Origin of the sequence: Halalkalibaculum roseum (assembly GCF_011059145.1) — a bacterium.
Classification (GTDB): Bacteria; Bacteroidota; Rhodothermia; order Balneolales; family Balneolaceae; genus Halalkalibaculum; species Halalkalibaculum roseum.
The window spans coordinates 627,616-651,589 of the sequence record NZ_JAALLT010000002.1 but is presented as its reverse complement, the minus strand read 5'-3'; the positions used below and the strand labels follow the sequence as shown (position 1 = coordinate 651,589).

25 protein-coding genes are annotated in these 23,974 nt (G+C 39.4%); 11 read left to right on the top strand and 14 right to left on the bottom strand.

Annotated features, from left to right (window positions below):
- Positions 1–21: 21 nt before the first annotated feature.
- From G3570_RS07020 to G3570_RS16395, 7 genes are all read right to left on the bottom strand, one after another.
- Positions 22–1,263, bottom strand: coding sequence for a type IV pilus twitching motility protein PilT (locus G3570_RS07020; protein ID WP_165140660.1), 1,242 nt, complete (start codon positions 1,261–1,263; stop codon positions 22–24).
- A gap of 241 nt (positions 1,264–1,504) precedes the next feature.
- Positions 1,505–2,008: a Crp/Fnr family transcriptional regulator gene (locus G3570_RS07015; protein ID WP_165140658.1), complete on the bottom strand. Its 504-nt coding sequence runs from the start codon at positions 2,006–2,008 to the stop codon at positions 1,505–1,507.
- A gap of 102 nt (positions 2,009–2,110) precedes the next feature.
- Positions 2,111–3,883 (bottom strand): GspE/PulE family protein, encoded by a 1,773-nt coding sequence (locus tag G3570_RS07010; protein ID WP_165140656.1) that lies wholly within the window; start codon positions 3,881–3,883, stop codon positions 2,111–2,113.
- Positions 3,884–3,944: 61 nt separating this feature from the next.
- Entirely contained in the window at positions 3,945–5,282 is a 1,338-nt protein-coding gene (locus tag G3570_RS07005; RefSeq protein WP_165140654.1) for a type II secretion system F family protein, read from the bottom strand.
- Between the two features lie 131 nt (positions 5,283–5,413).
- Entirely contained in the window at positions 5,414–5,779 is a 366-nt protein-coding gene (locus tag G3570_RS07000) for a hypothetical protein (protein WP_165140652.1), read from the bottom strand.
- A 155-nt stretch (positions 5,780–5,934) separates the two neighbouring features.
- Entirely contained in the window at positions 5,935–7,464 is a 1,530-nt protein-coding gene (locus tag G3570_RS06995; RefSeq protein ID WP_165140650.1) for an O-antigen ligase family protein, read from the bottom strand.
- 68 nt (positions 7,465–7,532) lie between these two features.
- Entirely contained in the window at positions 7,533–7,952 is a 420-nt protein-coding gene (locus G3570_RS16395; RefSeq protein ID WP_249066769.1) for a hypothetical protein, read from the bottom strand.
- A gap of 621 nt (positions 7,953–8,573) precedes the next feature.
- Here G3570_RS16395 and G3570_RS06985 point away from each other — a divergent pair.
- The 8 genes from G3570_RS06985 (at position 8,574) to G3570_RS06950 (ending at position 13,939) form a co-directional block, all read left to right on the top strand.
- Positions 8,574–9,509, top strand: a complete 936-nt coding sequence (locus tag G3570_RS06985) for an acyl-CoA desaturase (RefSeq protein WP_165140648.1) — start codon at positions 8,574–8,576, stop codon at positions 9,507–9,509.
- A 48-nt stretch (positions 9,510–9,557) separates the two neighbouring features.
- Positions 9,558–10,847: a metal-dependent hydrolase family protein gene (locus tag G3570_RS06980; RefSeq protein ID WP_165140646.1), complete on the top strand. Its 1,290-nt coding sequence runs from the start codon at positions 9,558–9,560 to the stop codon at positions 10,845–10,847.
- Between the two features lie 21 nt (positions 10,848–10,868).
- Positions 10,869–11,489, top strand: coding sequence for a carbonate dehydratase (can, locus tag G3570_RS06975; protein ID WP_165140644.1), 621 nt, complete (start codon positions 10,869–10,871; stop codon positions 11,487–11,489).
- Positions 11,490–11,560: 71 nt separating this feature from the next.
- The gene (locus tag G3570_RS06970) at positions 11,561–12,160 is read left to right on the top strand and encodes an ATP-binding protein (protein WP_165140642.1); all 600 of its coding nucleotides are present in this window, start codon (positions 11,561–11,563) and stop codon (positions 12,158–12,160) included.
- A gap of 129 nt (positions 12,161–12,289) precedes the next feature.
- On the top strand, positions 12,290–12,445 hold the full coding sequence (locus tag G3570_RS06965; RefSeq protein ID WP_165140640.1) for an oxidoreductase-like domain-containing protein: 156 nt from the start codon (positions 12,290–12,292) through the stop codon (positions 12,443–12,445).
- An 11-nt stretch (positions 12,446–12,456) separates the two neighbouring features.
- Positions 12,457–12,681 carry a translation initiation factor gene (locus G3570_RS06960; protein WP_165140638.1) on the top strand — a complete coding sequence of 75 codons (225 nt, stop codon included), beginning with the start codon at positions 12,457–12,459 and terminating at the stop codon, positions 12,679–12,681.
- 125 nt (positions 12,682–12,806) lie between these two features.
- Entirely contained in the window at positions 12,807–12,983 is a 177-nt protein-coding gene (locus G3570_RS06955; RefSeq protein ID WP_165139554.1) for a hypothetical protein, read from the top strand.
- A complete protein-coding gene (locus G3570_RS06950; protein WP_165140636.1) occupies positions 12,980–13,939 on the top strand; it encodes a glycoside hydrolase family 130 protein in 960 nt (319 codons plus the stop codon). Before G3570_RS06955 ends, G3570_RS06950 begins: the two co-directional genes overlap by 4 nt.
- An 83-nt stretch (positions 13,940–14,022) precedes the next feature.
- On the opposite strand, the gene G3570_RS06945 is transcribed toward G3570_RS06950, so the two are convergent.
- From G3570_RS06945 to nei, 3 genes are all read right to left on the bottom strand, one after another.
- Positions 14,023–14,517 carry a putative metallopeptidase gene (locus G3570_RS06945; RefSeq protein ID WP_165140634.1) on the bottom strand — a complete coding sequence of 165 codons (495 nt, stop codon included), beginning with the start codon at positions 14,515–14,517 and terminating at the stop codon, positions 14,023–14,025.
- A 67-nt stretch (positions 14,518–14,584) separates the two neighbouring features.
- On the bottom strand, positions 14,585–15,040 hold the full coding sequence (locus tag G3570_RS06940) for a DinB family protein (RefSeq protein ID WP_165140632.1): 456 nt from the start codon (positions 15,038–15,040) through the stop codon (positions 14,585–14,587).
- 161 nt (positions 15,041–15,201) lie between these two features.
- Complete coding sequence (gene nei, locus G3570_RS06935; RefSeq protein WP_165140630.1) at positions 15,202–16,023, bottom strand: endonuclease VIII; 822 nt, start codon at positions 16,021–16,023, stop codon at positions 15,202–15,204.
- Between the two features lie 66 nt (positions 16,024–16,089).
- On the opposite strand from nei, the gene G3570_RS06930 reads away from it, so the two are divergent.
- Both G3570_RS06930 and G3570_RS06925 read left to right on the top strand, forming a co-directional pair.
- Positions 16,090–16,497 (top strand): hypothetical protein, encoded by a 408-nt coding sequence (locus tag G3570_RS06930; RefSeq protein ID WP_165140628.1) that lies wholly within the window; start codon positions 16,090–16,092, stop codon positions 16,495–16,497.
- A gap of 164 nt (positions 16,498–16,661) precedes the next feature.
- A complete protein-coding gene (locus G3570_RS06925) occupies positions 16,662–17,723 on the top strand; it encodes a hypothetical protein (protein ID WP_165140626.1) in 1,062 nt (353 codons plus the stop codon).
- A gap of 16 nt (positions 17,724–17,739) precedes the next feature.
- Here G3570_RS06925 and G3570_RS06920 read toward each other — a convergent pair whose 3' ends face one another.
- On the bottom strand, positions 17,740–18,495 hold the full coding sequence (locus G3570_RS06920; RefSeq protein ID WP_165140624.1) for a lysophospholipid acyltransferase family protein: 756 nt from the start codon (positions 18,493–18,495) through the stop codon (positions 17,740–17,742).
- 1 nt (position 18,496) lies between these two features.
- On the bottom strand, positions 18,497–20,035 hold the full coding sequence (locus tag G3570_RS06915; protein WP_165140622.1) for a DEAD/DEAH box helicase: 1,539 nt from the start codon (positions 20,033–20,035) through the stop codon (positions 18,497–18,499).
- 170 nt (positions 20,036–20,205) lie between these two features.
- On the opposite strand from G3570_RS06915, the gene bamJ reads away from it, so the two are divergent.
- Positions 20,206–20,940, top strand: coding sequence for a BamJ family beta-barrel-assembly machinery protein (gene bamJ, locus G3570_RS06910; protein ID WP_165140620.1), 735 nt, complete (start codon positions 20,206–20,208; stop codon positions 20,938–20,940).
- 118 nt (positions 20,941–21,058) lie between these two features.
- On the opposite strand, the gene G3570_RS06905 is transcribed toward bamJ, so the two are convergent.
- Both G3570_RS06905 and recD read right to left on the bottom strand, forming a co-directional pair.
- Positions 21,059–21,751, bottom strand: a complete 693-nt coding sequence (locus G3570_RS06905; protein ID WP_165140618.1) for an inorganic pyrophosphatase — start codon at positions 21,749–21,751, stop codon at positions 21,059–21,061.
- A 387-nt stretch (positions 21,752–22,138) separates the two neighbouring features.
- Positions 22,139–23,974: an exodeoxyribonuclease V subunit alpha gene (gene recD, locus G3570_RS06900; RefSeq protein WP_165140616.1), complete on the bottom strand. Its 1,836-nt coding sequence runs from the start codon at positions 23,972–23,974 to the stop codon at positions 22,139–22,141.

The window sequence follows — 23,974 nt, the reverse complement described above, 5'->3', positions numbered from 1 at the left end:
GTTATTAGAAATAAGATTTCATCAAAGGTCAACGTCTGTAATAAGTTGCATCAATCGCTTCTTATTATTTGCGTTGTTAATCGCCTCTTCACGGGAAATTTTCCCTTCATCATAAAGTCTTTTGAGATCTTGCTCCATAGTGTTCATTCCCTTCTCTCCACCTTCCATTAGCATCTGATAGATCTCGCCAACATTGTTATTACGAATAGCTGCTTTCACGGCACTTGTTACTAAAAGAACCTCTTTGGCCAAAACCCTTTTACCATCGAGACTGGGAATCAGTTTTTGACTAATAACACAAGTTAAAACATCTGCAAGTCGGGTACGAACTCGATTTTGTTCATTTGGTGGTACCTCACCCAGAATACGTTCAATACTCTCCATGGCTGAAGAGGTATGGAGTGTACCAAAGGTTTTGTGACCTGAGTCAGTTATTTCGAGTGCAGTCATTATAGTTTCAGGATCACGAAGCTCACCAATAACGATAACGTCGGGATCCTGACGCAATGCCTGCACAGCACCGTTTTTAAATGAGGTTACATCCCTTCCTACTTCCCTATGTCTGATGACTGATCGTATGGGTTTATGAATCAATTCAACTGGTGAGGCAATAATCACTATGTGAGAATCAACAGTTCGGTTATTGGCATCAATAACAGTATCCAATGTAGAAGATTTACCTGATCCCGTAATTCCTGTTACTAAAGTAAGTCCGTATTTGTAATATTTAAGGCTTAATGCTTTAGCAACTTCAGGATGGAGCGCCAATGTTTTAAATGGTCGGATAGTATTATCGATCTTCCTCATGTTGAGGGCAAGATGTTCAAGATCGAAATAAAGGTCAGCCCGAAATCTTTTATCTAATTCGTCTTCGGCTGAGTCTATGCTGTAAGAAAAGTCAAGATTGAGATCCTCGAAAAGATGCTCCCGTTGACTTGGCATTAAGATATTATGCAGGAGGAAATCTGTTTCAAGCAAATTCATTTCAATATCATCAACCGGCGACTTATCGCCATGAATACGATACCAAATCTGATTGTCGCAACCTGGCCCACCCAAATCAATATCGGAGGCTTCGTTTCGATACATCTCGTGAAGAAATCCATCAAGAATGGATTTAAGTTCCAGGCGTACTTCTTTAGGTTGGTCTTCAATAATTTCACCGATCTCCCTATGTAACTCAATTCCCTTATTTGTAGAACTTAGCCGGTTGGCCATAGGTTCTATGAGTTCAGTAATTCTATTTGTTTGTACAGCCTGCATACCCCGTTTAATTAATGATATTTATATTTTAAGCAAGATTTTAAATTATCCTGTAGTGTATATAGATAGAACAAAGAGCCAATTGTTACGCAAATGAAGTAAATTTTACAGAATAATCGGTAAATATCTTGATTTAATATTATGAACTATTATAGAAAAAAAGAGAACTATTCAAAAGTTTTAATGCCAAATTGTAAAAATCAATTAAGCTTAGAGTACAGCTACTATAAAAGCCTTTTGATTACCATCCATTATCATTGAGAAGGCGCTTCTTTAGCTGCAGAAGCTGTACATTCATGTTACTTATTTTTTTCTGCTGTATCTCTATTATATTCCTAGTAAATATATTGAATAGTTTTTCCGGTTTTTTACGAAAGAAATTAAGTGCTTCATATCTCTCAAAACGAAGCAATAAACTGTCTCCCTCAGATACAACTTTGGCCATCCGGTTATTTTTACTAAATAGAAAGGTTTCACCTATAAAATTTCCATCCGATAATATCGCTAACTGTATGTTGTCCTTCCAGATAGCAACTTTCCCCTCACATATAAGAAAAGCGGAATTTACATACTCGGATTCATTTACAATGATGTCATCCTGGAGATATCGCTCTTCAACACCAAGATTTAAAAACTCCATGATGTCTTCATAGTGAAAATTTTTAAGCAAGAGCGGAGGCTCTTTTAAAAATCGCCGTATATATTCCGGCGTGGTCTCGTTTTCTGTCTGATTTTCATTAATCATAATTGAATACCAATTTACACTCCAGTTGTGAATTTACCCTTTTCTATTGCCTCTGTAATACTTTGTGTATATATGATGTCTATCAGAGGTTACCATACGTTCTTAGTCTTCAATAGTAATGGCAACAATCTCTTCTATGGTTGTAGTACCATTTTTTATACGTTCACGCCCCGATGCACGCAAGCTTAACATGCCTTGGCTGATGGCATGCTCTTTAATTCGTGCTTCATCAATTTCACTTCCGGATTCAAGTATCATTTTCCGGATTTCTTTATCAAAGTAAAGAGCCTCCATAATCGCAGTTCGCCCTTTATAACCGTTTGTGCACTTATCACAACCAACCGCCTTATAAAAGGTTGTCTCCTGGATCTCTTCTTCAGTGAAGCCAATTCCTTTCGCCACTTCCGGATGCGGCTCATATTCTTCCTTACAGTTCTTGCATAAACTTCGGACCAATCGCTGTGCCATAATAATATTTACGGCGTTTGCAATTAGGAATGGCTCAACACCCATTTTATAGAGTCGAGATACAGCACTGGGAGCATCGTTGGTATGAAGGGTTGAGAAGGTCAAGTGACCGGTATTAGCTAGCTTTATAGCAATTTCAGCAGTTTTAAGGTCTCGGATCTCACCTACAAGTACAATATCGGGGTCATGACGCAAAATACCTCGCATAGCTTGGTCAAAAGTCATATGATGACTAAGCTTAAGCTGTCTGGCTCCTTCAATGAGATATTCAACAGGTTCCTCAACCGTTAGGACATTAACTGATGGATCAATCACATAGTATAGAGCAGCAACAAGTGTAGTAGACTTACCACTACCAGTAGGCCCGGTAATAATTACAATACCCGATGGCTTTTCAATAGCTTTAACAAAGTCTGCTTTCGCTTTCTCTTGAAGACCGAGCACATTAAGATCTGTAATTACTTTTCGGTCATCAAGGACCCTAATTACAATAGACTCAAATTTTCGATCGAATTGTTTTCCGACCATTGGCATAATAGATACACGATAGCGGATACTGTGGTTATCAACCTGGCGTTGAATAAACCCATCCTGAGATGCATCCCTTTCAAAACGATCTACATTTCGAGTTTTATCTTTTACAACGGCCGATATAGCTTCAGGCTTTACATTCTGCTGTTGGTACCACAAATCTAATTTACCGTCAATACGAAATCTGATATCCGTTGTGGTTGGCCCACTTGGAACTATATGAACGTCACTTACACCCTGCCTGACGGCTTCAACGAGCATACCCTCAACGAGTGAATTAAGCATGCTCTGATTGATTTCTGCATCAATCTCGTCTTCGTCAATCTTTTCGTCGGTCTCTTCAAAATCAGGATCCTCGTAATCTATTTCATCTAAGAGATCCAAAAACTCATTCTTTTGCTCGTAAACCTGGGTAAGAATTTGTTCAACCAAGTCATATTTACAGTAAACGAGCTCGTAGTGTTTGAAATTGAGACCGGATATGATATTGGTTAACGTGGGATCGGATGGATCGGCAGCAGCAATCGTCAAGGAGTTGCCGTTGGAGCGAAAAGGAATGGCCTTTTGATGTACAAGGCTATCCACAGCTTCGTGTGGCAAATCATCAATGTTATTTTTTATTTCATCGATGATGCCTTGGTCTACCTTGTCGACATTAACCAGTACCTCATCGAAGGCATAGATACTGGCTATCTCTTTCATAATCTTATGGCGATCAAGTCCGAGATCCTGGTAAAGTATCTGACCGAGTCTTCGATTGGTAGATTCCGGTTCTTCCCGCAATATTGCCAAGGCCGTCTGAAGTTCACCGGCGGATATAATATCCCGATTTACCAGTATATCTCCTATATGCCTTCTCGTATTTACTTTACCCATTTTATGTTTTGTAAGAATTAAGCTAGAATCTACTCTAAGACTTTATAGCTTATGAAACCAATTACATCGTTGATTTAGGTTTAATAATAGCAGCTTCCGAAGATACAATTGTAATAGCAATCAAGGCGATCATAATAAACAAATTAATAAACAAGTTTATCATATCAATTACTGATTCCATCTTATAGGTCGTCTGAATTTCGTAATACTGGGCCAGTTGTTTGGCATTTTCACGCAATGCCCCAGACTCAGCACCTAATTTAAATCGACTTATTGCTGTATTGGTAAAAACGCCTGTAGCTTTTAATGATTCGATAAGACCGGCACCTTCTTTAAGCATCATCTTGATGGCCACCTCTTTAATCTGTTTCTCCATGTATTTATTCCGACATGCTTCAGCAGCGACTTTAATTACTTCAATATTCTGACCGGAACCGCTATATAAGGTATAGAAAACGCGAGAGAAAATTTCAATACTCGTTTTATGTAGCAAATCGCCAATAACCGGTACCTTAATAATATTTCTATCCAGCCACAGTGCCCCTTTTGGAGTTTTAATGAAATAAATGAAGGCTGCAATGGGTAAAACAAAAGAAAGAGTAATCGTAATCCAGTTTGCTTGCAGCCAGTAACTCAATTCCAGGGTTGCTGCCGTCATTGGGGGTAATTCAATATCAAACTCAACAAAAAGCTCAGCGGTCGCTGGGAAAATATAACCGACGTAAAATAGAATAACCCCTATTACAGCAAGTACAGTAATAGTAGGCATCATTAATGAGCGTCTTAAATTCTTCTTGAATTCTGCATCTCTTTCCAGAAACTTTGCCGTACTCTCAAATACCAAGGCCATGTTACCACTGGTCGATGCTACACTTAGCATATAAGCCGCAAACTTTCCAAATACATCTTCGTGCTTGCCATACACCTCATCACCTTCTTTACCATCCTTTAGGTCCTTTTGAATCTGCTTGATGACTTCTTTCATCTTCGCATTCTGGGTGTCCTCATATAATAAACCAAGAATCTCATCAAAACTTAGTTTTTGCTTAAGCAGGTCGGCCGACAAACGTATAAACGTTACAACCTCCTGCATGGGGACGCCGCCTTTAAAATCGAACCATTTTTTATTTACACTTATTACCTTGTATCCCAGCTTTACCAGAGCCTTTTCCACTTCCTCTTTACTATAAGCTTCCTGCTCCCCGGTAACAGGCTTCTTTGCTCCTTTTTTAACCTTATACTGGTAGGTTTCCTTTTTCTCAATGGCTTTTACCTGGAAACCATTCTTACGAGAGACTTTATCGACCTTTTTTTGGGCTTCCTTCTTTGAATCAGATTCAAACTCTGTTTGGATGAGCTTGCCCTGCGGCGATACGGCTTTAAGTCTGAATTGTGGCATGGGTAATATATACTAAATTAGTGTTGTCGTTACTGCAGATGATGAAATATAAAAGTAGATACTAATTATAAAGGAAAATAGCATCTCTTAATATTAAAGAGAGAAACTATTCCAATACGTTACGATTTAATTTATTCCCAAGTGATACTGTCTTCGTATACTACCAACACTATGGGATCTCCTCCACTCGTTGGTGTACCAGTTAGCTTAAATGAATTTTGTGATGGTTCACTGATCGCATATGTAGCATTTTCATTAGAAGCATTAAGTACCAAATCATCCATACCAATATTTGCAAAAGAGTTTCCCCCACCTCCTAACATAGTTGGCTTCCTGAAGTATGCACGAGCATCAGGTACAGCCGAAGTCATATCCAAAATAACTGCCTCCTGGTTTGATTGCTCCTGAGCTTCCGTGAAAACATTGATTGCAACTACCGTCGCAATGCCAACCAATATGGTTACCAGTATTATGAGTAATAATTGTTGTTGTCCCATAGCCTAAATTGTAGATAATTTGTTTTAACCAAGCTTAATAAAAATTATTTCCATTTGTGTGAAAATGAATTACTTCTAACCTAGTTAAGGAGATTCCAATAGTAGATCAGGGTGAACAGTATTCTGTGAAATAGCTGTTTATGCACTATAAAATATTATTCATCCCGACCATCTAAATATTTGCCTTCCCCTTCATTTTTTATGTCATTATCCTTTTCATAAATCATGCCTTGGTTCCAAAATCTGGGATAAAGGGTCAAAGAGCGATATTTTTCCATATAATCCGTTTGACGTTCACTAAGATGTGGAATGTCTGATATTACCTTATAAGCTACAAATGATGTATTTATAAAAAGTAAAATTATTAATGGATAAACCGACCAAGATATTTTCTTTCTTGTCTGAAATAGTTTTTTATTTGAGTTAAGAAAGTAATCTCCAAAAGCTGCACCAAGTATAATTACTCCTAACAACTGGCTTAATTGTGAATTAAAAATTCCCGAAAACATTGAGTGTACCAATGCAGCCGTTATAGAAGCAACTAATGCAATTCTCCAATTAATAGCGGTGACATTTTGATCCCGCTTTGAAATTGACTGAGATTGTTTTAAAAAGTGAAAGTAAGCATATACCGAAAAGCCAATAAATATTGTGATTGCCGGTATTCCCCATTCTGAAGCAGACTGTAGTATGAAGTTATGCGGAGTTGACCAGGGAGGATTGATACCCATATAAGAAAAATGCATAGGTCCCAAACCTAACCAAGGATTCTGGACAATTTGCTCCAAGCTGAATACCCAAACCTCTAATCTACCGCTGTCACCAAATCTTGTCAGAATTTCTCGAGATGATTCTTTGGGAAGCAAAAATAAAATAACATACAGCATCAAACCGGCTAATGCAGTAGTACTGTAAGTTTTAAAGAATGAGATTGCCTTCTTTCTGAACAATAGAAGTATAACTATAATACTTATGATTGAAGAAAGGATGGTTCCTCGAGCATCGGCTGCGAAAACCAGCATCCACCATGAAGCAATAAAAAATAATAAGAGATATTTAAGACCAGGTATTAGATTATTCTTAAAGTAGAGATAGGCGTAAACTAATAGCGGCAATGACCAAGTTTGTAGGTGGTTAAAAAAACGTACATGGCCGAACCCTAAAAACCCATTTGGAGTAATATCTTGCCCTTTATAAAAATATCGTACATTTAATTGCTCCGGCCATGTCGTCCATTCATCTTTAATTGTACCAACCAAGTAATCAGCAAATACTCTTGATGAGTATAGAACGCATAAAGCAATTAATCCAAACAACAGGGTCTTAATAAACTTTTCTTTTTCAACTATAAAGAAATATGCACATAGGATTAGTAATTCAGTAAGTAACAAGTACCATCCAATTTCAAGAAATGCCCAGGTACCCAATGGTGATAAAATGGCTGAAGTAATAAGTAAGCATAAGAAAACAGGGAAACCAGTTTTGACGAACTTATTTAGTCCAACTAATTTATTTTCATATAAAAAAGTCAAAAAAATTAATGAACTAAGAACAAGAACTGCGGACTGCACAATTCTTTTTTGATCAAAAAATCTATAATGAGATATGGAGAATATCGAAGTACTTACAACTACAAATAAAATTGATATAAGCAATCCCCAAATAATCTTATGTTTCTGCATCATGAAAACCTTAGGTAAAAAAAAGAGTCCTCACTTTTCAATGAGGACTCTAATTAATCAGCAACTAAAATTTAGAAGCTTAAGTTATCAGGTAATATCGTAGCTGTAAGTGTGTTGTCAGCATTACCAGTCTGACCTTCGATATACCCAGTTCCTGAAGCTGGATCAGCAGTTAATGATATGCTAGCAGCCGAACCAGTTCCAAGTTCATATGTTCCATTTTCATTGTAAGCTACAGTATTAGAAACAATAGTTCCACCAAATGCTAAATCATTAAATGACATATCTGCAAATGATTTTCCACCACCACCGAGCATCTCAGGCTTCATGTAGTAACCCTGAGCTGAAGCAGCAATAGAACCCATATCCTGACGAACAGCATCCAGGTTAGCGGAATCTGCGGCAGCGCCGAAGGTGTTAATAGCTACGACGGTTGCAATACCGACGATAATTGTTACAAGTATAACGAGAAGTAATTGTTGTTGACCCATAATAGATCTCCTTTATTGTGTTTTGTTTGTGTTAGATGATAAATCGTTTTGTTGTTTAGAACGAAAAAGCCGTCTGTAGTTTAGGTCTTTTCCAATTCCCTTTCGAAGTATAAGACTCTACGAAAGTTTGTTTGTTACAGTTTTTTTGTTTCAACAGAAGATTAGCAGTTCTGGAAGTTTCTTACAAGTTAAGTTTCCCTAACCACTATTAAAGAATCTTTAGGAAGTAAATGACTTCTCCTAAATTCTTTTTAAAGGTAATTCAACTACTATTTGAATTACAAGTTAGAGTTCCTTAACCATCCTAAAATATATTGCTAATAGATTAGGTATATAAATTTTAAAATGAAAGTTAAATATTAGCTTTCATTAATATTTCTTTGAATAATAACCTGCAATACTGTTAACAAGTTTGTGTAGACGAAATCGAAACATAAACACTTTCACGGTAACACAGAGGTTCACTAAGTAGCTCAGAGTTTCACAGAGAGGATCTCATAACTATAAGTAATTTTACTGTATTAATATTAAAGGTAACCGAAATCCCGTATCCCCTTTCCTGCTTTCATCTATATAAGTATATTCAACCGAAATTTTCCTCACACCTATTTATGATAATATATGGAAGCACCTTATATACCTGATAATTATGATGAGAAGCTAGATCGTATTAACTGGGTTAGCGGTAGCGGTTTTATTCTTTTGCATCTCTCCTGCATTTTGATTTTCTGGGCCGGGTTCAGCTGGATTGCTTTAGCAGCATTATTAATAAGCTACATCGTCAGGATGTTTGGCATAACAGCCGGTTTCCATCGCTATTTCTCACACCGCACTTTCAAGACCAGCCGGTGGTTTCAGTTTGTGTTGGCTTGGATTGCCACAACCTCTGCACAAAAAGGTCCACTTTGGTGGGCTGCCCATCACAGGCATCACCACAAATATTCTGACACCGAAAAAGATGTGCATTCACCAGTTAAAAGAAGCTTTTGGTGGTCACACGTTGGATGGATTCTTAGCGATCGTTTTAAGGATACCAATACCAAGATGGTAAGGGATCTATTGAAATTCCCCGAGCTTCGATTCCTGAACAACTACCACCTTCTCCCTCCTATCTTGCTTGCTGCAGCAACGTATGGCTTGGGAGAACTGCTTTATTACCTTTTTCCTGAATCGGGGACCTCAGGTTTTCAAATGCTGGTTTATGGTTTTATAATCAGTACAGTATTGCTTTATCACGGAACCTTTACAGTAAACTCATTGGCTCATGTATTTGGCAAGAGACGTTTTGAAACTAATGACGATAGCAGAAACAACTGGTTTATCTCTCTGATTACACTTGGTGAAGGTTGGCACAACAACCATCACCGGTTCCCTTCATCTGAACGACAAGGATTTTACTGGTGGGAGTTTGATCCATCACACTATACTTTAAAGATATTATCTTGGTTCAGGATAGTTTGGGACCTTCGCACTCCGCCGAAAAGAATCTATTCAGAAGCCAGAGTGTTTAAACGTCCTCCTAAACAGATTCGTCGTCCTCAAGACCGTTTTAATTAATAGTTTACACATTAACTGATTTTCAATTTTCACTTTAAAGTAACTTCTATGAAACGTTCATATGTTCTCATTACTATTTTAACTGTTCTCTTTCTAGGTAAATCAGCTATTGCTCAAAACACTTATTTACATTGCGGTAATGTGATAGATGGAGTACAGGATGAATTACTCGGAGAGCATACCCTGATCATTGAAAATCAAAAGATAACGGCCATTGAAAAAGGGTATCAGTCTCCTACTAATAATGCAACGGCTATCAACCTGCGCGATAAAACCTGCCTACCGGGACTCATTGATATGCATGTGCACTTGGAAGGACAAACTAGTCCTGATAACTACATCAAGCAGTTTACATTGAACACATCAGATGTTGCTTTTAATGCTATTGGTTATGCCAAGACCACACTTATGGCCGGATTTACGACCGTAAGGGATGTCGGTGGTTCAGGTGTAAACATATCTCTAAGGGATGCGATCAACGCAGGTAAGGTTGTAGGACCTAGAATATTTACTGCGGGCAAATCTATTGCTACAACCGGCGGTCATGCTGATCCGACTAACGGGTGGAAGAATGAGATTGAAGGAGATCCGGGTCCCAAAGAAGGCGTTGTCAATGGGGTCGCCGACTCAAGAAAGGCAGTTCGTCAGCGATATAAGGATGGGTCTGATCTAATCAAAATTACCGCTACCGGTGGTGTTTTAAGTATGGCAAAAAGCGGTACGGCTCCTCAGTTCAAGATGGATGAGCTTGAAGCCATCATTCAAACTGCCAATGACATAGGCTATCATGTTGCGGCTCATGCACACGGTGTTGAAGGTATGCAAAGGGCAATCAAAGCCGGAGTGACTACTATTGAGCACGGCACACTTATGGATGAAGAGACTATGAATATGATGAAAGAGTATGGCACCTACCTGGTTCCTACAATTACTGCCGGTAAATCGGTAGCTGATTCTGCCAAAATTCCCGGCTACTATCCGGAAGTGGTGGTACCCAAAGCCAAAGCTATCGGACCTGAAATTCAAAAAATGTTTTCAAGAGCCTATAAGAACGGGGTAAATGTTGCTTTTGGAACTGATGCCGGGGTATTTGCACATGGTAAAAATGCTAAAGAGTTTGGCTACATGGTAGAAGCGGGCATGCCGCCTATGAAAGCCATTCAGTCTGCAACACTTACGGCAGCTAAAATTTTAAAAATGGATACCCAAATAGGTACACTTGAAAGTGGTAAACTGGCTGACGTCATAGCAGTCAGTGGAAATCCAATAGAAAACATCAGTACACTTGAAAACGTATCTTTTGTTATGAAAGAAGGTGTTATTCATAAAAATCAATAATGTCACCAAATACAGTTTGTGATGAATAAATTACCCTCTTTATTAGAGAATAATCGTAATTGGGCTAAGCAAATAAAAGAAGAGCGCCCTGATTTTTTTGAGAATTTATCTCAAGGTCAACAACCGGAATACCTCTGGATCGGATGTTCCGATAGCCGTGTCCCGGCTACTGAGATTGTAGATCTTGCCCCGGGTGACTTATTTGTACACAGAAATATTGCAAACCAGATTGTGCACTCAGACCTGAATAGTCAGTCTGTGATACAATATGCTGTTTCCGTATTAAAAGTAAAGCATATTATAATTTGTGGGCACTACGGTTGTGGCGGTGTTAAAGCGTCTATGCAAGAAGAACGTTTGGGTTTGATCGATAACTGGCTTCTACACATCAAGGATACTTTCCGAAAATATGAAGAAGAGCTCTCTAACTATGAGTTCGAAAGTGAAAAGGTTAATAGGCTTTGTGAACTCAACGTAAAAGCTCAGGTTGAGAACGTATGCTATAATCCATTTGTACAGCAGGCATGGAATGATGGGCAATCTCTGACAGTGCACGGTTGGATTTATAACCTGGAAGACGGACTGCTAAATAATCTTGACATATGCATCGGTTCACTAAAAGAAGCGAAGGAAAACTTATAATTCATCATACCTGTTCAAATGCAGAGTATTTTTTATATTTAGTTTAATTTTTGAATCTACAATTCAATGTAATGGATATAGCAACGCCAGCGGAGAAGTATCAAAATCTGACTTATAAAGATGACACATTTGAGGATGTTGTTGAAGCATTGGTGCAAAGTAGTAATGAATCAGGCCATCATCTCTCGCTTTTTTTAGGGGTATACTTATCGGATAAGAAAAAAGCATTAGAAAAAATATCAAATGCCACCGGATTATCTGTAGAACACGTTGATTTCAATGATGTGGTTTCAAAATCGGAAGACGAGACATTTAAAAATATTGATGAGGTATTTGAGAAATACCAAAGCTCACATTCGATACTCTATTTTAAGAACGGCGACAAACTTTGCGGGGCATATACCGGCTTTACTCACTCAAGAGTTAAATACGCCACTCCCCAGGAACGTTACTTTCTAAAAAAGGTTCAGGAGTATGAGGGTGTCGTGATCGTTGATATTACCCAATATACAGCAGCCGATAAGACCTTGCGACGGGCTGCCAAATCAGTTATAAGTTTCCCCCTTCCTGACTCAACGATGAAACGTTTTTTCTGGCATCTCAAAAACTATACGCTGCATGGGTTCGAACTCCGTTCTAAAAGACCGGAAGCTTACGGGGAAGCTTCCTAAAATACCAAACTGTGTATTTAGAGTAATAAAGTAAGTAGTAAAGTTTTTTATAGGGATTAAATTTTGCCCAATAGAAGTAACAGGCAAATTGATATTCAGCAACTTTCTCCTATAAGTCTGATCTAATTTATGAAGAAGCCACTAAAACCATTGCCAACTGATTGTTGCGGTACCGGTTGCCGGCGATGCGTTTATGAGATTTACGAGGAACAGATGGAAAAATACAATCATTGGAAAGCAGAAAACGGTAAAGAGATATCTGAACAAGTATCAAATAAACACTAATAAACTTACTTATGGCGGTTCAAGTTAAGCTAGACAGAAGCGGAAGACGTGGTAAAGAGGTAACTATGATAACCAATATTCAACATAACCCTCAGGTAATTGAGGAGCTGGAAAGCAAACTAAAGCAACATTGTGGTGCCGGAGGTACCAGCTATGCAAAAACTATTGAGATACAGGGTAATCAGGTGGAGAAAATTAAGAAGTTTCTAAAAAAAGAAGGCTTTGATGTTAAGTAAGTTGCTGGTTGCTGGTTGCTGGTTGCTGGAAAATGACATTATATTTGAATTAAAAAAGTTTGTGAATCCGCGTTCAAAATCACCGACAAACTCTATATTTGAATGACAAATTTTAAAAGAGTGATATGAACCTAGAAATATCTGATAAGGAGTACGAAGAGTTATTGAATGAGATAAAAAGTGAGGATAGTCCGGTGGGCATTGATGCCGGAAAGACACATGTACTTATCCTTTATAAATTATTGCAGATTGAAAGCCGACTGGAACATTTAGAATCCTATTTCCATGATGAGGAAGAATGACTAAGAAATCTTTTTATTACACCGCCCTACTTTTATTCATCTCCCTCGCCTCTCTTGTAAATTGCAGCGATCAAAATTGGCAATTATCATCTTTCCAAAAGTACGATAAAAATCCCATAATCACTCCCAGAGGCAATAGCTGGGAATCTAAAGATGTGTTTAATCCTACGGCCTGGAGTGATGGCTCAACTATTTACCTGCTCTATCGTGCAGAAGATTCAACAGGCATAGGTCAATGGAATGGCACTTCTCGTCTGGGTTTGGCCACAAGCACGGACGGTATCAATTTTAAGCGTAATGAGAAACCGGTTCTGGAACCTACCGAGCCATGGGAATTGCCGGGCGGAGTAGAAGATCCACGGGTAGTAAAAATCGAGGATACTTTTTATCTGACTTATACAGCCTATGACGGTGAAACCGCCCGATTGGCGATGGCAACCTCGCCGGACTTAAAATCATGGAAGAAACTCGGACTAGTTTTTCCTGACAGCGGTTGGACAAAATCCGGAGCTATATTACCGCATAAAGTGAATGATAAATGGTGGATGTACTATGGCGACACCAATATCTGGGTTGCATATTCAGAAGATCTTATCCATTGGCAGCCCATTGAAGAACCGGTACTAAAGCCCCGTAAAAATTATTTTGACAGTCGTTTGGTAGAACCGGGTCCCCAACCCCTAATGACTAATCGCGGTATTTTGCTGCTATATAACGGTGCTAATGAAAATCTTGTTTATGAAACAGGCCAAGCACTCTTTGATGCCAATGACCCGTCAAAGTTGATTGCACGTTCAGATTCCTCTTTCCTGAAACCCAATACTCAACTTGAACAAGAAGGACAAGTACCCAATGTCGTTTTTATTGAAGGACTCGCCAGACTCGAAAATACCTGGTTCCTATATTATGGTATGGGAGATTCCGGAATTGGTGTTGCCTTTTCATCCGGGTGGTAAATAAGATTTTACTACAGCTATTAAAAAATTGCGTATTCCATATTCCGATTGTGAAATAGGAAATACGCAATACGGTTGCTGACCTACAAACTCACCTTGCTTTCTCTTTTTGGATCAAGGTCATACAAAGAAGAAACAGTCGCCTGTACCGTCTTATACCACTCATTGCCGTATTTGTCATTTATTTCATAATAATCAGCAAAGTCAGGACGACGTACTTTCATCTTCCATTCTTGGTTCTTGGCCTTGTAAACGGGATCTACATGCAATAGTTGATTAAAAACCACCATTTCCCGTGTCTTTTGATCAAGCATATCCCACATTTCGCCGGAGATTTCTATGAGATAATCATTACCGGAGTAGTACTTAACTTCTCTGGAGGCTTTTACACATTTCGCTGCTTTGTATTTGGATAAATTAGGATATACCAAGAAGTATCCAATTTCTGCAGGACCAAATTCGAGAGATTCTCGCTCGATGATCTGTCTGGCTATCTCTTCTACTTCCGGTGACTCCATAAGTTGTTTGTCACTATGACTAACAGTATCACCTGGTTTTAGGAAATCATTATCTTTCATCAAACTTAAACTAATCGTTAAATTTCTATTTCAAAGGGGCTAAAGGTATAGGTCTGTAAGGAGATTTTCAGCTTTCTTTTTCACTTAATATTCTCCGCAGATAATTAACCTGTCCAAGGTGATAGCTTAAGTGTCCATAAAGATGTATCAGAAATTTATGAATAGTGTAATCCATAGGTATATCCATCGGATACGAATCATTCAACTCTTTTTCTTTCAAACCATCAAATACCTTAACAATCATTTTTGAGGTCTCATTGACATCATCAATCAATTTATCAGCAGAGATACCGGTTTTGGTAAATTCCTTATCACGATTGCGGATATATTCTGTATTACCCAGTGCTGTACCGATAAAATGATTTAAATTTCCAACGATATGCTGAGCCAATACCCCTACACTGTTAACCACTCCTGGTATTGTTTTCCATATATCTTCTTTTGGTATGTTGGTCAACTCAGACTCCAGACGTTCTAAATCGCGGATGAATAATTCCTTAAGCTCATCAATATTTTTCGTCATAATAGATAAGGTATAGTTGTTAATTCAGACCATACAGCAGTATAAACAACATAACTATAGTAGATTCCAAACTGAAGTTTTTTGAACGACAAAATATATTATGAATGAAGTAAATTACGCAGTTGGCTTAATTTTAAATTGCGATTTTAACTGTCACAAAGTTATTTTTCCTGGCAGTTTGGACAGTAATAGACCTTTCTTCCTCCAGTTTTCACTTCCTGGATCTCGTTACCGCACTTATGGCAATAGCTACCCGTTCGGTTATACACAAAGTGACGAAACTCTTTTCTACTCGCTCCCTCCCTTTTTAAGGCTTCAACAATTTCGGGATCGTTTGTTATGCCTTTAGTTTCATAAGATCTTCTAGATAAGGTTAAGGTAGCATCTGCCAGTTTCTGGACCTGTTTATCTGTACAATCACGAAGTTTCAACGAAGGGTGAACACCTGAATAAAAGAGAATTTCACTTCGAAGATAATTGCCAATACCGCTGATAAATCCTTGGTCCAGTAACAACGTCGTCAGCTTTCTGTTTATAAACTTTTCATTTCTGTACCTATCAAGAATATCATTAGGAGTCGTTTCAGGATGAATGACATCAGGTCCGAGTTTTTGTATGTATTGGTGGTTTTCAACTTCCTCATCTTTTAGCATCTCTATATCGGAAGCAGAGTAAAGGAAAGCAGACTTCTTTTCATTGTGAATTGCCACTCTAAGCTGCCGATTATTATTGGGAACGTTGCCCCTGTTCCGTATCATCCACTTGCCATAAAGCTGGTTGTGTGAATACATGGTGAGATTATTACCAAAACTGGTTAAAATAGCTTTGCCACGCGGCTCTACCTTCTCAACAGTTAAACCAATCAGCTCTTTTTTAAACTCGTTCAGACTATCAAAGGCAAAAAAGAGATCATCAATTACCTCACCAGCAAGTGCAATATTAAGTTTGTCTGCGGCTCTCCAAATTTCCGGACCTTCAGGCATATTATTTTTTTACTTTATGATTCATCTGTTGTACAATAATTGTCCAGAACCCGTTCAGAAAAATCTATGATACGTAGTATATCAGCAATTTTTATTGGACAGCTTACAATCATTCTGCTTAACAGCATCGTCAGGATGGCGGTCGGACTTTACCTCGGTATTGAATTTACTCTATCAGGTATCACCTATCTGCCGGGATTCCCATGGGAGGTTTTGATAGTAGCACTTAGTGTAGTATATGGTTTTATTGCCGGCATCCTTCTTTGCCTGATATCTACGGATAACAGCAGATTAGAAATTTTAGGCTTAACTCTAATTATCACAGGTGTAGGCCTATTCGATTATTACTACCTTGGAGCTTCTGAACCGTTATGGTATTTTCTGATAAATACAGGACTTCTGATTGCAGGATTGTTTCTCAGTTATAGGTATATGAAGACGAATGATAATATTCTTGAACAAAAAATAAGTTAAGTATCTTGAAAAAATTAATTACGGTACTGTTCTCATTGATAATCACAGCTGTACTTATCTCTTGTAGCAGTCAAATCGATCGTGGACCTGTAATATTGGAGAGTCCGGCAAAAAGCCAGAGTGAATTACCATTTTTATTTGCTGATAACTCTGGAAAACTTTTTATGAGCTGGGTAGAAAAAGTTTCCGGATCTGAGCGATATCTATTGAAATATTCCACATGGAGTGATGAAAACTGGTCTGAAGCCAATGATATTACAAGTAGTGACAGCTGGTTTGTTAATTGGGCTGACTATCCTTCAGTAGTTGCTTATTCCGGTCAGGCCAAGGCAGCCCATATGTTAAATAAGATTCCCGGTAACACCTACTCGTATAATGTAAACATAGTACTTAATAAGGACGGTGAGTGGTCACAACCCTTCGCCCCTCACAACGACAGCACCGCTACCGAACACGGTTTTGCCTCCTTAATTCCGCTAAATGAACAAGAACTACTGGCTGCCTGGCTGGATGGAAGAAGAACCGAAGATCGAAAAGACGAAGAATATTTCGATTTAGACAAAGCAATGACATTACGATCTGCAGTTATTGAACAGTCCGGTGAAATCACAAATAGAAAACTGTTAGATGCCAGTGTATGTGACTGCTGCCAGACATCAATGACTTTGACTGATCAAGGCCCTTTTATAGCCTACAGGAACAGAACTTCAGAGGAAATAAGAGATATTTACTATTCCAGATATCAGTCGGGAGAATGGACAGAACCACAACCCGTATTTCGCGACAATTGGAAAATCGGGGCATGTCCGGTTAACGGTCCCAGGGTAGCTTCAAGAGACTCCCTGGTAGTTGTAGCCTGGTTTGCAGGTGCAGGTAGCATGGAAACCGTTAAAACAGCAGTATCAACCGACTATGGGGTTTCATTTAATGAACCGATAACGGTTAACCAATCAGGTACTTCAGGTAGAGTCGATGTGGAAATCGCTGAATCAGGACTTCTCTACATTAGTGAGCTGGTTAAGGAAGGTGACAATTATTACCTGAAGCTAAATGAAGTTAATTATAGAGATGAAACCGTAAATACTAAAAATGTTGCTGAAATGAGCGGCTCTAGAAGGAGCGGCTTTCCTCAAATGGAATTAACAGACGGGAGGTTATTTTTTGCCTGGACGGATGTCAAAGATGATACGCTAACGCAGATAAAAACGGCTTCATTAGAGCTGTGACTCAATCAGCTCTCAATCATTTTAGATTATCAATAATTTCAACAGGTTCGCCTCGCCATTCGGAAAGCTGCTGAAGAATACTGGTGCGAACAATTTCTTTTAGTTTCTGCGCATCCTCATCTGGAAATGACTCTATAGATACAGGTTCAAGTACCTTGAGCTTTATATGTTTGGCAGTACCAAATTTCCAACTCTTTTTAGGGAGGCATGTCTGTGTTCCCTCTATCACCAACGGTAAAATGGGTACTTTCTCCCTGATGGCCAGTTCAAAAGCTCCATTGGTAAACGAATTCAATTTACCGTTGCGGGATCGGGTTCCTTCCGGGAAAAATATGACTGAACATTTTTTTGATAGGTAATCGGCCGCAGCGTTCAGAGTTTTTCTGCGCCGGTTCAAAGCTTTTCGATCAACCGAGATATCTCCTGCAAGCTTCATCATCCAACCAATAACAGGTGTATCAAAGAGTTCCTTTTTTGCCACCCACTTCATCTCCCAGGGTAAGTTGGAAATCAAAGGAATATCAGCCTGTGACAGGTGGTTACAGACAATTACGTAGGGCATGCGATCATCTATATCTATCCGGCCTGAAATGGTGATCTTCCAGTTCGGATTAATGTTGGATATTGCTTTACCTAATAAGCGAAATAACCTCCCTGTCCTGTAATGAGCGGGATCCGTATCAAAGAACCTGCTCACCGCAAGTAATGGTAGCCAAATTAAAATTAAGACTGCTACCCCAAACCAGATAAGGATAGACTTGACAGAATCCATACTAGGAACTGAATATCTTTGGAATAAAACTTTTTATGATACCCCAATAGCCTTTTGCCGGTTTCAAAGATCTCTTATTTCTCTTAACTGCTTTCTGAATTATTTCAGGCTGAAATCGGTGTTCATCGTATTTGAAGACTGATCGATATGCTGACTTTCCAGCTGCAGTGGCTGACTTATCTTTTACGTAAACAATTTCCGGTTCCGGCTCTTTTTCTTTTTCTTTCTTTTGAGGTGCACCATTATCACGGCTTTTGTCAAGATCAGCTTCCTGTTTTTCGGGTTTAGATTTTTGTTTATCGGATCCGCCCCTCGGTTTTCGCTCTTTTTTTTCGGTTTCCTTTGGTTCAGCAGCTTTTGTTTCCTTTTTCTCCGGCTTTTCTTCTTTAGAAGGCCTGCTCTTCTTTTTCGAACTACTCCCTGACCTCATAGATTCAGGCAGCTCTTTTTCGGTAATCTGATTGCCGACAGCTCTGTGTATATCCCTGTAATAACTTTCCCCGGAATTGGTTACAAAAGTTATGGCCGTACCCTTCTTGTCATAACGGCCTGTCCTGCCGATCCTGTGGATATAATCGTCAGAATTGTTTGGGACATCATAGTTAATAATCAGTGAAACGTTATCGATATCAATACCTCGCGCCAATACATCGGTTGCCACCATGACCGGGTAAATCTTGTTCTTGAACAATCTAAGTGCTTCATTGCGCTCTTCCTGGGTACGATCACCATGCATACTTACAGCTTTGACACCTCGTTTTTTGAGCAACTTTTCAAGTTCATCAGTGCCGCGTTTAGTAGCAGTGAATATGATGGCAGTACTCCAGTCAAGATCGTCAAATAGTGCTTCAATCAGTTGTAAGCGTTTGTTGCCAGGTACACGATATACCTGCTGTTCGACATTGTCGGCAGGTTTTGACCCCTCAATTTCTACCCTTTTAGGGTCTTTCATGATCTTCTTTACCACTTTTTGAATAGCTTCCGGCATGGTGGCTGAGAATAAGAGTGTCTGACGTTCTTCGGGCAGCCCTTCCACAATCTTTGAAACATCCGGGAGGAATCCCATATCCAGCATTCGGTCTGCTTCATCAAGTACAAGGTATTTGAGATGACTGAAATCAAGATTCAATACGTTCATCTGATCAAGCAGTCGACCGGGAGTTGCTACAATAATATCTACTCCTGCCCTGATCGCTTTGACCTGCTCCGAAAAATCACTACCCCCGATTACGGTTGCCGATGAAATGCCGGCATGATAACCTATGGCAAAAATCTGTTCATCGATTTGACGGGCGAGTTCCCTGGTTGGTGTTAAAATTAGTGTCTGGGTGTGACCGGTACGGTCTCTGAGTATTTTATCCATCAATGGTATAACGAAGGCACCGGTTTTGCCTGTTCCCGTCTGGGCCGCACCTATAACGTCTTCTCCCTCAAGAATAAGAGGTATGCTTTTTTCTTGTATGGGAGTGGGTTCTTCGTATCCAATATCTCGTAAACCAAGATTCAGTTCCTGGCTCAAATTAAACTCTGTAAACTTCAAAGGGGTATCTGTTATGATTAATAAAAAGTTGGATTTAATATAAGGTAGTTCTGACTAATAAACGATTATTATACAACGAGCGGGAACAAATGAATATTTGTTTTCTATACCATTAAAAATTGAATACCTTCAACGGGTAATAACCATAAGTTCAAAGACACAAAGATATAATGATTAATAAGATTTCTACAACTGCTGCTGTATTATCTGTAGCATTAGCACTCATTCTTACCGCAGGTTGCAATAACGGTCAAGAATCCGGTTCCGATGCACCCGAGGCTAATTTATCAACTAATATTGATAGCGTTAGCTACGGAATAGGATATATGAACGGACAGAGCATGCGCCAGCAGGGAATGGATGACATTGAAGCTGAGGATTTTGTTGCAGGGCTCAGACAGGCCATGAATGAAGAAGATCCTCAAATATCTCAAAACGAGATCAATCAGCTGCTGCAGCAGTATCAAATGAAAGCACAACAAAAGGCACAACAAATGAAACAGGAAGAAGCACAATCCAACCGAGAGGAAGGAGAAAGTTTTCTAGCTGAGAACAGAAATAAAGAAGGCGTTCAGGTAACTGACAGCGGCCTGCAGTATAAGGTACTTGAAGAAGGCAGTGGAGAATCTCCAGCCGCAACTGATTCCGTTACGGTTCATTACGAAGGTACCTTAATCGACGGCACTGTATTTGACAGCTCCTACGAACGCGGAGAACCGGCCACATTTCCTCTGAATAGAGTGATTGAAGGATGGACTGAAGGTCTGCAGTTAATGAAGGAAGGTGCTACCTATCGGTTCTATATACCAGGAGATCTTGCCTATGGCATGAATCCTCGTCCGGGCGGACCTATAGGACCAAATGAAACACTTATTTTCAAAGTTGAACTCTTAGAAGTGAATTAAGTCAACTTAGAAGTAGATATTCCTACTGAAAAGCCGGTCGTCTTTATGACAACCGGCTTTTTTTAGTACGAAGCAGATGCATCAAGGTGGAGCACACGGAAGTAACAATTTCCAAAAATCAGGTCAAACCTTTTTGGATCATGGAAAACAGTTCTTGTTTGCTCTCATTGAAAGCATCTCGATAGTCTTCCATGCTGCGCTGTATTACCGAAAATGCTTCTTGCTTGTTATAGGTGTCGGTAATTTCTGAATTTCTGGACTCCTCTTCCCCTGGCATATCTTTGTAGGTCAGGAAATAGTGAAATAATCGCTCCACAATTTGTTCGGGTATGTCTGAAATATCCTCAGCACCACCATACAATGCATCCCCTTTCATTACAGCGATAATTTTATCATCGGCTTCATTACCGTCTATCATTCGGAAGCCCCCTACCGGAATCGCATCCAATATTAAATTACCGTGCGGTACATTTCTTTCGGTAATGACACAAATGTCCAAGGGATCACCATCACCTTTGATATCTGTCCTGCCGGTCTTGTCCATACAGTACTGCCCGACACGGTGTTCACAGAGCGTTTGTGGTACAAAACCATATGGCACGGGACTGATGCTTGAAAACCGCTGAGGGCGATCTACTTTCAGATAACCACTCTCCTTATCAAGCTCATATTTCATGGTATCACCCGGTACTATTTCTATATAAACTTTTATAATATCAGGAGCTTTTTGACCCACCGATATTCCGTGCCAGGGATGCGGTTTTGAAAATAGTTTACTAAGCTCCAGGAAGCGATGTATATTCTTATTCATATCTGTTGATTTAGGTCCCCATTTCTCGTGATTCTGTGCTAAATATAAACTAAATTATGATAGGATAGATACCGGGGCTTTTCAGGGTACAAAATAAAAGGAACCGGCTATCAACCGGCTCCTTCTGATACGTTGGCTTTTTCGGGGTACAACAAATTCTAAGAGGTAAAGAAGTCAATCGTAATCGGCGTTCACTTTTTTCAGATCTAAATTTAGAATCTTCGTTTGACTCCTTTCATTCTGCTTGTTTTTACTACAGCCTTTCAGGAAAGTTCCGAGAAAAATAGTGCTTCTTATGGACCTCCTGATTCAGATTATCAGAGTATCTTAATTTTGAGTCCAATGAGTAAAAGAATAGCTTACATCCGGGCTGCAATATTTTGGGTATCAATCCAAATCGGGCCAAAGTAGTTCTTTTAACCCTGATGATCGCATAATTTTAGCATTTATCATCTCTCTGAGTACCGTTTCTTTTCCAACAACGGTAACACTACTTCTGGAACGGGTTACAGCAGTATAAAGAAGTTCCCTTGTGAGAATGCCGGAGGACTTTTCGGGAAGGATTATTTTTATATGCTCAAATTCGGAGCCCTGACTTTTGTGTACCGTCAAAGCGTATGCGGGACTAAAGTCAGGCAAGCGAGAAGGTGCAAGGCTGTTAAAGCCGGAATCAGATTTAAATAGTACATGATACCCGTCATTTCCATCACGGACACAAATCCCGATGTCACCATTATTTAAGCCCAGGCTGTATTCATTTTGGTTGACAATTATAGGTTTGCCATGGTACCAGTGATCAAATTTTGAAATCAAGCCTTCTTTCAGCAGTATTGAGTTTACTTTTTGATTGAGGTATTCAACTCCAAGAGGACCCCTTCTGTGCGGTGACAAAAGCCTAAAGTGCTGAAATTTGTCAAACAGTTCATTGACGTCAGCGGTTTGCAATAGCGGTATGATGTATTGACGGACATCTTCTTTTAAATTTTCTTCAAATTGCTCAAATGATTTAAATTTCTGGAAAGAGATACCTGCCAGTTGTTCATCATTTAAAAGACTTAGAGCTTCATCCACGTTTCCATTGTTTATTGACGCTGAAAATGATGGAATACCACTCTCTTCCTTAAAACGGTAACTCTTTTCCAACAGAATGATTCCATCCGTAAGCTTGCCGGGATTGTTCTCAAGAATATTGTCCGGTACGTCCAACCCAAATTTGTTTAACCGTTTCGCGAATGATGGGGATATTTTATTGGTATCCATTGCACATATACTTCCAAGTACTGAACCGGCCTCAACAGAAGCAAGCTGATCCTTATCTCCAATCAGTATTAATTTCGCATCATCAAGCAGCGCATTCACCAGTCGACTCATCAGAGCCTGGTCAACCATAGAGGCTTCATCCACGATAACAATATCATATGGCAGCGGATTATCTTCGTTGAAACGAAAGGTCGAAGAGTTCCTACGGGCTCCCAGTAACTGGTGTAAAGTCCGGCCTTTAAGGGGGATTTTTTCTTTAATTATTTCTTTTGTATCAAGTGACGCAATCGAAGATGTTATAGAATCTTCCAGTCTTGCTGCTGCTTTTCCGGTAGGTGCACACAAAGCAATGGAAAGGTCATAGGAGCTATCTTCATGCTGTTCCAGAATCAAAGCCAGTATTTTCAGTACTGTAGTTGTTTTTCCGGTTCCCGGTCCCCCTGAAATCACGGTCAGATTGTTATAAATAGCCGCAATTGCTGCAACTGCCTGCCAGTTGATCTCCTCCTCTGTTAAGTCAAATAATCTTTTGATACCGCTACCAAGCAGTTTGATGTCAACATCCACGGATTTTTTTTGTGATCTGGCGATGATATTTTTTGCAAGTTCCTGTTCATAATTCCAGAGTTTGTGCAGGTAAAGCCGGTTGGATTCATCCAAAATCAGCGGCTTATATTCTCCGGGACGTCCAATGACTTTTGCATGTGCTAATTTATTTACCCAATCTTTCTGTTCAGGAAATTTCACATTGGAATCCAAAATGATCTGTTCCATGGATTCCTGATCCAGGGAGATGCAGATATTCCCCTGTCGATAGGCATAGCTGGTTAAGCCTGCAGCGAGGAGAACTTCAGTGTTAATTTCAGGGTCCACCTCTTCAAGAAAACGGCAAAATTCCAGATCAATATCGGAAAAAACATGCTCCTCTCTGAGTTTTTGGATAGGTGTCATTTGTTCTGACAT

Coding starts and splice junctions, on each gene's coding strand:
- G3570_RS07020 (WP_165140660.1), bottom strand. CDS start 1,263: ATGCAGGCTGTACAAACAAATAGAATTACTGAACTCATAGAACCTATG.
- G3570_RS07015 (WP_165140658.1), bottom strand. CDS start 2,008: ATGATTAATGAAAATCAGACAGAAAACGAGACCACGCCGGAATATATA.
- G3570_RS07010 (WP_165140656.1), bottom strand. CDS start 3,883: ATGGGTAAAGTAAATACGAGAAGGCATATAGGAGATATACTGGTAAAT.
- G3570_RS07005 (WP_165140654.1), bottom strand. CDS start 5,282: ATGCCACAATTCAGACTTAAAGCCGTATCGCCGCAGGGCAAGCTCATC.
- G3570_RS07000 (WP_165140652.1), bottom strand. CDS start 5,779: ATGGGACAACAACAATTATTACTCATAATACTGGTAACCATATTGGTT.
- G3570_RS06995 (WP_165140650.1), bottom strand. CDS start 7,464: ATGATGCAGAAACATAAGATTATTTGGGGATTGCTTATATCAATTTTA.
- G3570_RS16395 (WP_249066769.1), bottom strand. CDS start 7,952: ATGGGTCAACAACAATTACTTCTCGTTATACTTGTAACAATTATCGTC.
- G3570_RS06985 (WP_165140648.1), top strand. CDS start 8,574: ATGGAAGCACCTTATATACCTGATAATTATGATGAGAAGCTAGATCGT.
- G3570_RS06980 (WP_165140646.1), top strand. CDS start 9,558: ATGAAACGTTCATATGTTCTCATTACTATTTTAACTGTTCTCTTTCTA.
- can (WP_165140644.1), top strand. CDS start 10,869: ATGAATAAATTACCCTCTTTATTAGAGAATAATCGTAATTGGGCTAAG.
- G3570_RS06970 (WP_165140642.1), top strand. CDS start 11,561: ATGGATATAGCAACGCCAGCGGAGAAGTATCAAAATCTGACTTATAAA.
- G3570_RS06965 (WP_165140640.1), top strand. CDS start 12,290: ATGAAGAAGCCACTAAAACCATTGCCAACTGATTGTTGCGGTACCGGT.
- G3570_RS06960 (WP_165140638.1), top strand. CDS start 12,457: ATGGCGGTTCAAGTTAAGCTAGACAGAAGCGGAAGACGTGGTAAAGAG.
- G3570_RS06955 (WP_165139554.1), top strand. CDS start 12,807: ATGAACCTAGAAATATCTGATAAGGAGTACGAAGAGTTATTGAATGAG.
- G3570_RS06950 (WP_165140636.1), top strand. CDS start 12,980: ATGACTAAGAAATCTTTTTATTACACCGCCCTACTTTTATTCATCTCC.
- G3570_RS06945 (WP_165140634.1), bottom strand. CDS start 14,517: ATGAAAGATAATGATTTCCTAAAACCAGGTGATACTGTTAGTCATAGT.
- G3570_RS06940 (WP_165140632.1), bottom strand. CDS start 15,040: ATGACGAAAAATATTGATGAGCTTAAGGAATTATTCATCCGCGATTTA.
- nei (WP_165140630.1), bottom strand. CDS start 16,023: ATGCCTGAAGGTCCGGAAATTTGGAGAGCCGCAGACAAACTTAATATT.
- G3570_RS06930 (WP_165140628.1), top strand. CDS start 16,090: ATGATACGTAGTATATCAGCAATTTTTATTGGACAGCTTACAATCATT.
- G3570_RS06925 (WP_165140626.1), top strand. CDS start 16,662: ATGAGCTGGGTAGAAAAAGTTTCCGGATCTGAGCGATATCTATTGAAA.
- G3570_RS06920 (WP_165140624.1), bottom strand. CDS start 18,495: ATGGATTCTGTCAAGTCTATCCTTATCTGGTTTGGGGTAGCAGTCTTA.
- bamJ (WP_165140620.1), top strand. CDS start 20,206: ATGATTAATAAGATTTCTACAACTGCTGCTGTATTATCTGTAGCATTA.
- G3570_RS06905 (WP_165140618.1), bottom strand. CDS start 21,751: ATGAATAAGAATATACATCGCTTCCTGGAGCTTAGTAAACTATTTTCA.
- recD (WP_165140616.1), bottom strand. CDS start 23,974: ATGTCAGAACAAATGACACCTATCCAAAAACTCAGAGAGGAGCATGTT.